The following is a 9,692-nucleotide window of genomic DNA, read 5'->3' on the forward strand; positions in this document are numbered from 1 at the left end:
CAGGTCAAGGTTAAGGTCAAGGCCAAGAATGAAGATATTTTTTGCCTAACCTAAACCTCAGCCTTAACCTAATTTTTATTTCAAGGAGGAGCAATGACAGCAAAAGACGTAATCAAGTTAGCGCAGGAAAACAAGGCAGTAATGGCGAACTTCAAGTTTCTTGATTTTCCCGGAATATGGCAGCACTTCGCAGTGCCCATTGCAGAGCTGAAGGAAGAAGTATTCGAAGAGGGCCTCGGTTTTGACGGTTCATCCATCAGGGGATGGCAGGCTATCAACACCTCGGATATGCTGATCGTTCCTGATGCAGAGACCGCATTCATGGATCCGTTCATGGAATACCCGACCATCAGCCTTATCTGCAATATCGTTGACCCAATCACCAAGGAGCAGTATACCAGAGACCCCCGTTACATAGCCCAGAAGGCAGAGGCATACCTCAAGTCGACCGGCATTGGCGACACCTGCTATTTCGGTCCTGAGGCAGAGTTCTTCATCTTCGACGGCATCCAGTTCGATCAGAACGCACACAGCGGATATTATTTCATCGAGTCAATGGAAGGCATCTGGAACTCAGGCCGCGACGAGGGTCCGAACCTCGGGTACAAGCCAAGGCACAAGGAGGGCTACTTCCCGGTCCCGCCGACAGACAGCCAGGTGAATATCAGGACAGAGATGTGCATGGAGATGCAGAAGGTCGGCATCTATGTAGAGCGTGAGCATCATGAGGTTGCAACCGCAGGTCAGGCAGAGATCGACATGCGCTTTGACTCACTCGTGAAGATGGCTGACAAAAACATGCTCTTCAAATATATCATCAAGAACGTAGCACGCAGGCACAACAAGACGGCAACTTTCATGCCGAAGCCGCTCTTCGGAGACAACGGTTCAGGCATGCACTGTCATCAGTCGATCTGGAAGAAGGGCAAGCCCCTCTTCGCAGGCAACGGTTACGCAGGCCTGAGCGAGATGGCGCTTTATTACATCGGCGGCGTGCTGAAGCATGCACATTCGCTTGCAGCACTGACCAATCCGACCACAAATTCATACAAGAGACTCACCCCCGGCTTCGAAGCCCCGGTCAACCTTGCATACTCTGCAAGAAACCGTTCAGCATCGATAAGAATACCTACCTACTCTGCAAACCCGAAGGCCAAGAGGGTCGAGGTCAGATTCCCTGATCCGTCCTGCAACACATACCTTGCATTCTCTGCAATGATGATGGCAGGCCTTGACGGCATCGAGAACAAGATCCACCCAGGGGAGCCGCTTGATAAGGACATCTACGATCTTGGACCGGAAGAGCTGGCGTCAGTGCCGACCATGCCGGGCAGCCTTGACGAGGCGCTCGATGCGCTTGAAGCAGATCACGAATACCTTCTTAAGGGCAATGTCTTTACCCAGGATGCTATCGATACCTGGATCGCTTACAAGAGGAAAAATGAAGTGGATGCTCTCAGGCTTCGCCCTCACCCCTACGAGTTTTTCCTGTACTACGACATCTAAGCCGTATACAGAAGACAGTCCAACGAGAAGAGGGAAGGCATTGCTGCCTTCCCTCTTCTTTTTTGTTTTAGACGGTTCAGAATGACGTGGCGGCCTTGAAGATGTCCAGATATATGGCACAGGGGTCTTCTCCCCTGCTCAGTCGGGTCTTCCAGTCGGTTACCAGTTGGGTCCTGCGCTGACGCTCTTCGTTATTTCTGGCATCTTGTATCGCCCTCTCTCCCATGCTGATCATATATTCAGATCCATTTCGGCATTGCTCCTGAGTCATTGCCGGTTTTTCTGTCTGAGCAGCCATTGCAGAATACGCAGGAATACCGATAACCAGCAGGGCAACAATCAATATCCGCATCATCACATATCTCCTTATTTAAGAACATCAGGCCTTATTTGGTAATTTACCACAACAGAGGCCGGGATGGACGCCTGAACAGAGAGCCAAGATGTTGCTATGGTATCTTTTCCTTGACGATGCCCTCATTAGCACCTATAATCACGAAAAAGACGCATGTGATAATCCGGAGGATTTTATGAATGAATATAAATTGACGACATCCCTTAACCGGCAGAAAGAAATAGTCCCTGCATTTCTTTGTATTGTCGCATTGCTCTGCGGATGCGCTACCACTCACCCATCAGGCAAGGCCCAGAATACTGTTGTCACGGGTACAAGCATGGGGTGCGGCGTTGGAGGTGGCAGCCTGTACCAGAGCTTTCTCGCTTCGCAGCCACGTATATCAGCAATTGTATTGCAGCTTAGGGCTGGGGGGCGGTTTCCAACGAAAGGATTCACAACCACGGTAAAGCTGCGGCAGGGGAGTCCCCAGGGGAAAGTCATCTCTGAAACCAGCGCCATTGTGGCTGGGCCTGTTGCAACAGGCAAGCTGTTGGACGTGACCTTTCAACTGTTGCATGAGGTCTCCGTGCAGGCGGGGCAGCGATGGGTGATAGAATGGACAACGCCAAAAGAGGGGGATGGCGTTCTGACCTGGATGATGTCATCGGGAGACCAGTATTCAGGAGGTCAGGCGTACGGTTGCACGGGAAACGCAATGCATGCAGATGACTTTGTATTCCAGGTGAAACCTTGAATTAGCATGTTTTAATCCAATACCGGGACCTTGAAAACCACCTTTTTCACTTTTTTCCGCTGATCAGAACAGGAGATCTGCGGCATATGAGCATCCTGCGGAAAGAATATGGCAAAACAGGTTCTGTCCATTGTTATAAAATCTGAGTTTCCTTCCAGTTTTCCCATATCTTTTTCTTCCTCATATCCCTGATCTCTACACCTTTCCTTTCTGGCTATGCCGATCTTTTCCCTGCCTTCTATCATGATCTGGATATCTATGAACTTCCTGTGATACTCTAGAAATCCCTCGCTCACAGGCTTTGATTCATACTCACTGACTGAAGCATAGGCGCCGTTGTTGTTGATGCCATATGATCCTGGAATCAGATCAGACAGGTTGTTTTCATGTTTTTTCAGAAAAGCGAGAACGTCTGCAAAGTGAGGATGGAGGGAAAGATACATGCCTAAGTTAATCAGAGAATCATGGATCATTAAGAATTTTCTCCTGTCTTGAAATTAATATGCCCAGCAGGCCCGGCCGCAGATCAGTCAGATAGGGAACTATGTTCCTATCCTCCCCTCTTCCTTTCCATCAGCCGTTCTTTCAGCTTCGTATATCTCTCTGAGGGTCTGTTGTTCCTGATCGCGATGCCGACTGCCTTTTTTGTGCCGATCAGGATAACGAGTTTTTTGCCGCGGGTTACCGCAGTATAGAGAAGGTTCCTCTGGAGCAGCATGTAGTGCTGGGTCAGGACCGGCATGATCACCACAGGATATTCGCTGCCCTGTGATTTGTGCACAGAGATGGCGTATGCAAGGATGAGTTCGTCAAGTTCAGAGAAGTCATATGCCACTGCCTTTCCCTCATAATTGACCATGACCTCCTGGTCCTCTCTGTTTATGGATGCGATCCTGCCGATATCGCCGTTAAACACATCCTTGTCATAGTTGTTCCGGATCTGCATCACCTTGTCCCTGACCTTGAAGACCCTTCCGCCGCGGTGAAGCTCGTCGGTCGAATTATTGAGATGCTTCTGAAGCTCTGCATTCAGGTTCGATGCGCCTACAACGCCCCGATGCATTGGCGTGAGCACCTGTATGTCGTTGACCGCATCAAAACCGAACTTCTCAGGGACCTTTTTGGAACAAAGTTCGAGGATCTTTTCGAGCACCTTTTCAGGCTCCTCCATCTGTATGAAATAGAAGTCCTGATCTGCGTCCTGGTCAGCCTGGGTGATCGGCATGTCGCCTCTATTGATCTGATGGGCGTTCACGATGATAAGACTCTTCTGCGCCTGTCTGAAGATCTGGTTCAGTCTGATGCAGGGCACCTGTCTTGAATCAATGATATCCCGCAGTACATTGCCCGCGCCGACAGACGGCAGCTGGTCAATATCGCCCACAAGGATGAGAGTCGCCTCCTTCGGCACTGCCTTCAGCAAATGATACATCAGCACAGTGTCGACCATGGAGGTCTCATCGATCACGATCAGATCAGCACTAAGCGGGTTCTGTTCGGTCCTCTTGAACCCGCCCTCGTTCTTCGGGCTGTACTCAAGCAACCGGTGAATGGTCTTTGCCTCATGACCGGTCGCCTCTGCCATCCTCTTGGCTGCCCTTCCGGTCGGGGCTGCAAGGAGAATGCTCATGCCAGAGAGCGCATGCAATGTGATGATCGCCTTGATGATCGTCGTCTTTCCTGTGCCAGGCCCGCCGGTGATCACCATCACCTTGGCATCAAGGGATTCGCTGATAGCCTTTGCCTGGTTCTCGGCAAGCGTGATATTCAGGTTCTTCTGCACGGTCTCTATCGCCATGTCCCGGTCTGCCATGAAAAGCCTGCGCTGCGTCCGGTTCAGTTCCAGGAGATTTGCGGCTATGCCTTTTTCAGCAACATGGAACTCCGCAAGATACACTGCCCCGTCTTCGATGACGATCCTTTTCTCTGCGGCAATGGAAGCGAGCGCCTGTTTAATGATCTCCGTGTTGATGTCCAGGATCTCACGGCATTCTTCTACAAGACCGTCATGAGGATAATAGACATGACCGTTCAGCGCAAACTGCTGGAGTACATACAGGATGCCTGCCTCTGCGCGCATGGGCGAGTCTTTCGGAATGCCCAGCTTTGTCGCAATGATATCTGCCGTCCTGAAGCCGATGCCAAAGATATCGGTAGCAAGCCGGTAAGGGTTCTCCTTTACGATTGCTATGGAGGTCTTGCCGTACTGGCGGTATATCTTTGATGCATATGCTGAACTCACATCATGGCTCTGGAGAAAGAGCATCACATCGCGGACCTCTCTCTGCTCCTGCCATGCTGCCCTGATCATAGCAAGCTTCTTTTCTCCTATGCCTTCGACCTCTCTCAGCCTCTGCGGCTGGTGCTCGATAATGTCGAGCGTTTCAATGCCGAACTTTTCGATCAGCCGTTTCGCCATGACCGGCCCTACGCCTTTGATCAGGCCTGAACCTAAGTATTTTTCAATGCCGTGCAGGGTTGCAGGGGCAACGACCTCGCAGGAGGTGAACTTGAACTGCTCCCCGAACTTCGGATGCCGGTCCCATGTGCCTGTGACCTTGACGACCTCGCCCGGAGAGACAGAAAAGAGGCTGCCGACGATCGTGACCAGGTCCTTTTGGCCTTTGACCTTTATCTTTGCGATGGTGAAGTGGTTTTCTTCGCTATGGAAGGTGATGCGCTCAAGCTGGCCCTGAAGTTCGATCTGCATGGTCTATTCTACATAAAAATACGATGTAACATAAAAGTCGATAATCAAAATATTCCACATGGCAACATGACTTGATTCTTGCCGGCAATTTGTATAGCATGTCTAAATTAGAAGATTGTCTGTTAATTGAAACTAAAGGCAAGTTCGGTCTGATTGGGGGGTAACATTATGAGAAGACGCAGGGCCATCATTTTCGACGATGAACCTTCTGTAATTGAGCTGCTTGATGCTGTTCTGAGTAGAAGGGGATATGAGGTCATGTCCTTCAGTGAGCCTGTGGTCTGCCCGATTTTTGAGAACAACTCGACCGTCTGTGCCAGTGATTATCCCTGCGCCGATGTGCTAATTACTGACTTCAATATGCCGAACATGACCGGTATTGAACTCCTTAAGAAGCAGATGGAGTGTGGATGCAGACTATCTAACAGGAATAAGGCACTGATCTCTGCGTGCCTTGACGACGAGTCCCAGAAGGCTTTAGAACAGCTTGGTTGCTCATATCTCAGCAAACCATTTCGCTTATCTGAGCTTTCTCTCTGGCTTGATGATTGCGAAAGACGCATTGATCTTTCTCTGCCTGTCGGGATCAGGAGAAAAGAAAAGCGAACGCGCTTAACCATGGCTATTCACTACCAGGTGAATGCATCGGAACAGACGATGACCGGTATTGCGGTGGACTTCAGCCCATCCGGATTTTGCCTGAAGACGAACCATGACTTTCTCAGGGAACAGCGTATCAGGATTGTTGCATCACTGCCAAATTCCTGCTCAACAGGACATGTCCGTTGGTCGAAGATGACGGATGAAGGACTTTACCTGACGGGCTTCAGCTGCAGATGATAGTTACCCTTGTTTGTTGATCTGGCAATTTGTATGGACGAGCTTTCAAAAGAATATATGATCTCATTCTTTGACAAGAATCTTCAGCTCCACGGGGACAGGCCTGAAGCGGTCAAATGGAACGCTAAAGGACAGCGGCTGCACTTTCAAAGTCTTCTCGATATCGGACAGATTAGCGGCAGGAAGATCCTTGATTTCGGCTGCGGCAAGGGAGATCTTCTTCAGTTTTTCACGGACTGCGGTATTCATGTCGATTATACCGGCTACGACATTAACGAAAACCTCATTTCCCTTGCGCAGAAAAAGTACGCTCTTGGGAAATTCAGGGTTTTTGATATAGGCAAGGACTCTCTCGATGAAGATTTTGACTACATTTTTCTCTGCGGTGTCTTTAATCTGAAAATATCAGGGCTTGATGAGATCATTGCGAAGACACTAGCAAGTCTCTTCAGGCATTGCCGTCTGGGCCTCGCCTTTAATGCTTTATCAGCGCTGAATCCACGCAAGGACTTTGAACTTCATTATACGTCACCAGAGGAACTTTTCAGTTTTGCGGTTAAGACCCTTTCTCCTTATGTTGCCCTGAGGCATGATAGAATGTTCTACGATTTTACGCTGTTCATCTATAAGGATCCGCAGCAGGGGGAATGATCTCGGTGACTCAAGGGGTGGACAGTGCGGCATGGGACCTGAATACCGGATTTTGCATAAAAGAAGAATAACGGCCCGGGAAATCTGAGGGGGGGATGCCCCCCCTCATGTTGAACAAATTACATTTCTTTGATTTCGATGCACTTGTCAGGACAGACTTCAACGCAGCTCATGCAGCCAACGCACTCTCCTGCCTGAAAGGGATCAGTCTTGCCGTTGGAACCCATCTGGTAAACCTGAACCGGACAGATGTTCACACATTCTCCACAGCCGGTGCAGCAATCCATGTTGACATTGACTAAATACATTGCAACCTCCTCATAATAGTGTATTAATCGACAGGTGTTACCACTGCCATAACTACAAGTTTGCTGTTCTTGTCAGCCCTAAATCCGTGTTGCACCATAGGATCACAGAGAAGGCAGGTCTTTTCGTCGGCCTCAACTTCTTCTTCTCCTATAATAAACGTTCCTTTGCCTTCAACGCAATACATAAGCAGCCTCATTGGAGCCTTGTGCGGTTTTAGTTCCTGCCCTGACTCCAGGCACATGAGCGCAACCCTCATTTCCGGTTTGTCGGAAAGCATTTCCCTGCCGATCTTGTCAGGATAGAACGTAATGAGTTTTTTGAGATCAAGTATTTCCATGGTAGCCTCCTTTTCTGGTATTATTGCACAGGATCTGCCGGAAGGCTATGACTCATATCATACGGGAACATATACTCAGCAAATGAAATATTTTCACCTCATAGAGACGACCCCGAACGGGCTCAAGACTGTGAAGACCTTATTTGAAGCTATGAATGCTGACTGCAGGGTGTTTAATTCAGTTGAGGACGCGCTTGGTTCCGGCAAAATGCCTGATATGGTAATTCTTCTTGCCCAAAGGGAAGAGGAGGGTTATAGGAAAGATGTCCGCATGCTTTCATTGAATAGCAGTTATGGGAAAGTTCCGAGAGTAGCTGTTTTACCCATAAGTCTTTCGATGAAACGGAAGACCGCGGCTGTAATTGAAGGCGAGGCTGAGTTTCCGCTGCCTGTAGATAAAGAGAAATTCCTCTCCGCAATTGCAGCGTGTCTTAATATTTCGCAACGCAGGATCTGCCAGATCATTATTACGATCGTGGCCTCTGCCAGCAATCTTCAGTACTCCGGCATATCGATGGATTTCAGTGAAACAGGTATGGGATTTGAAAGCAGGGCTGATTTTTCGATCGGACAGGGTATCAAGACATCCTTCGTGAATCCCGGAACAAAGATCAGGCTCTTGCTGCAGGGAGAGGTGGCAAGAAAGGTGCCCACGACATCGGCAGACAGATTTCTGTACGGCATCCGCTTCGTGGATATGCAGAAGCAGGAGGCCGAGGAACTGCGAAGGTTTATTGCGGGCAAGAAAGATTAGTTCTGCCTGTCCTTTATTCGCGACAGAAGATATTGTTCCATATTGTTTTGAACTGGTCGAACGTGCCTGCTTCAATCGAGGTCCGCATTTTCCTGAAAAAGTCCTGGTAAAAGTAGAGATTGTGAAGCGTGTTCAGCCGCATCGAGAGGATCTCCCGCGCAAGGAACAGATGCCGAAGATATGCCTTTGAATAGTTCCTGCAGGTGTAGCAGCTGCAGTCCGGGTCAAGGGGGCCTTGATCGAATTTGAACTCCTGGCGCTTAATGCTAATCCTGCCCCTGCTGGTAAAAAGCGTTCCGTTCCTGGCATTCCGCGTAGGCATTATGCAGTCGAACATGTCAAAGCCGGCATCGACTGCTGCAAGCATGTCAACAAAGTCGCCTATTCCCATAAGGTAACGAGGTTTGTCTTGCGGGAGCAGGGGGGCATTGAAATGAATGATCTCATGCATCTCTTCTTTGGGTTCCCCGACACTGACCCCGCCGACTGCATACCCGTCAAATCCTATATTGATCATATCTTCAGTACTTTTTCTTCTCAGATCTTTATACATGCCGCCCTGTATGATGCCGAAAAGGGCCTGACCAAATCCCCCCTCGCTCCCCTTTGTCAAAGGGGGGATGGGGGGATTTTCTGTCCATATTGCTTTATGTGCTTCCTTGCATTCCTGTGCCCATCTGGTGGTAACCTCGACCGACTTTGCTGCATAGTCATGCGTTGCCGGATAGGGGATGCATTCGTCAAAGGCCATGGCAATGTCAGAGCCGAGCACTCCCTGGATCTTCATCGCCTCAGCGGGGCCGATGAAATGGAGAGATCCGTCCAGATGCGATCTGAACTGTACTCCATGCTCTTCAATTTTCCTGAATGATGCGAGGCTGAAGACCTGAAAGCCTCCGCTGTCCGTGAGGATAGGGCGGTCCCAGTTCATAAACCTGTGCAGGCCTCCCAGAGTGGAAATTACATCAAGGCCTGGCCTCAGATAGAGGTGATAGGTATTCCCGAGAATGATCTCAGCGCCTATGTCCTTCAGTTCATCAGAAGACATTGCTTTTACTGTGCCGAGCGTGCCGACAGGCATAAATGAGGGTGTATTGATGACCCCTCTTGCTGTTCTGACCTCAGCTCTGCGCCTTTCTCCGTCCTTTGCAATGATCCTGAATTCCATGCCTTTACTTTTCTCCCGGTAATCTGTTTTAATAGGCACGTATTATACGGGAAACGCAGTAACAACGATAGCGAAGAACTGCTTTTAAGATTTCCTCATCAGGTCTCTTGACAAAATTAAAATGATTTGTCTAAGATACTCACTCGCTCTTTGAGAACTGAAAAAGGTGCGTAGCGTACCGTTGATTGAAAAATGAGTTTAAGAGAAACCAGTATCAAATGAGAGTTTGATCCTGGCTCAGAACGAACGCTGGCGGCGTGCCTAACACATGCAAGTCGAACGGAGTTAACAAGCAGCACTCAGCAGTCAGCTATTAGCTATCAGCC

At 49.3% G+C, this 9,692-nt stretch carries 11 protein-coding genes and 1 other annotated feature; of the genes, 5 read left to right on the top strand and 6 right to left on the bottom strand.

Annotated features, from left to right (window positions below):
• The first annotated feature begins 93 nt into the window (after positions 1-93).
• The gene (gene glnA, locus HZB62_01085) at positions 94-1,506 is read left to right on the top strand and encodes a type I glutamate--ammonia ligase (protein ID MBI5073758.1); all 1,413 of its coding nucleotides are present in this window, start codon (positions 94-96) and stop codon (positions 1,504-1,506) included.
• A gap of 76 nt (positions 1,507-1,582) precedes the next feature.
• On the opposite strand, the gene HZB62_01090 is transcribed toward glnA, so the two are convergent.
• Positions 1,583-1,861, bottom strand: coding sequence for a hypothetical protein (locus HZB62_01090; protein MBI5073759.1), 279 nt, complete (start codon positions 1,859-1,861; stop codon positions 1,583-1,585).
• Between the two features lie 175 nt (positions 1,862-2,036).
• On the opposite strand from HZB62_01090, the gene HZB62_01095 reads away from it, so the two are divergent.
• Entirely contained in the window at positions 2,037-2,597 is a 561-nt protein-coding gene (locus HZB62_01095; protein ID MBI5073760.1) for a hypothetical protein, read from the top strand.
• 11 nt (positions 2,598-2,608) lie between these two features.
• Here HZB62_01095 and HZB62_01100 read toward each other — a convergent pair whose 3' ends face one another.
• Positions 2,609-3,070: a YhcH/YjgK/YiaL family protein gene (locus HZB62_01100; GenBank protein ID MBI5073761.1), complete on the bottom strand. Its 462-nt coding sequence runs from the start codon at positions 3,068-3,070 to the stop codon at positions 2,609-2,611.
• 77 nt (positions 3,071-3,147) lie between these two features.
• Entirely contained in the window at positions 3,148-5,307 is a 2,160-nt protein-coding gene (locus HZB62_01105) for an ATP-dependent RecD-like DNA helicase (GenBank protein MBI5073762.1), read from the bottom strand.
• Between the two features lie 168 nt (positions 5,308-5,475).
• Between HZB62_01105 and HZB62_01110 the strand changes: the two genes are divergently transcribed.
• Entirely contained in the window at positions 5,476-6,147 is a 672-nt protein-coding gene (locus tag HZB62_01110) for a response regulator (protein MBI5073763.1), read from the top strand.
• A gap of 57 nt (positions 6,148-6,204) precedes the next feature.
• Positions 6,205-6,798: a class I SAM-dependent methyltransferase gene (locus tag HZB62_01115; protein MBI5073764.1), complete on the top strand. Its 594-nt coding sequence runs from the start codon at positions 6,205-6,207 to the stop codon at positions 6,796-6,798.
• Positions 6,799-6,917: 119 nt separating this feature from the next.
• Here HZB62_01115 and HZB62_01120 read toward each other — a convergent pair whose 3' ends face one another.
• Positions 6,918-7,106 carry a 4Fe-4S dicluster domain-containing protein gene (locus HZB62_01120; GenBank protein ID MBI5073765.1) on the bottom strand — a complete coding sequence of 63 codons (189 nt, stop codon included), beginning with the start codon at positions 7,104-7,106 and terminating at the stop codon, positions 6,918-6,920.
• Between the two features lie 23 nt (positions 7,107-7,129).
• Complete coding sequence (locus HZB62_01125; GenBank protein MBI5073766.1) at positions 7,130-7,444, bottom strand: cupin domain-containing protein; 315 nt, start codon at positions 7,442-7,444, stop codon at positions 7,130-7,132.
• Between the two features lie 82 nt (positions 7,445-7,526).
• Here HZB62_01125 and HZB62_01130 point away from each other — a divergent pair, with 82 nt between their 5' ends.
• Positions 7,527-8,198: a PilZ domain-containing protein gene (locus HZB62_01130; protein ID MBI5073767.1), complete on the top strand. Its 672-nt coding sequence runs from the start codon at positions 7,527-7,529 to the stop codon at positions 8,196-8,198.
• A gap of 13 nt (positions 8,199-8,211) precedes the next feature.
• Here HZB62_01130 and tgt read toward each other — a convergent pair whose 3' ends face one another.
• Positions 8,212-9,366, bottom strand: coding sequence for a tRNA guanosine(34) transglycosylase Tgt (tgt, locus tag HZB62_01135; protein MBI5073768.1), 1,155 nt, complete (start codon positions 9,364-9,366; stop codon positions 8,212-8,214).
• Between the two features lie 213 nt (positions 9,367-9,579).
• Positions 9,580-9,679 (top strand) — a sequence feature (possible 16S ribosomal RNA but 16S or 23S rRNA prediction is too short).
• Positions 9,680-9,692: the final 13 nt, after the last annotated feature.

It is taken from the genome of Nitrospirota bacterium, from assembly GCA_016214855.1.
Classification (GTDB): domain Bacteria; phylum Nitrospirota; class Thermodesulfovibrionia; order Thermodesulfovibrionales; family UBA6898; genus UBA6898.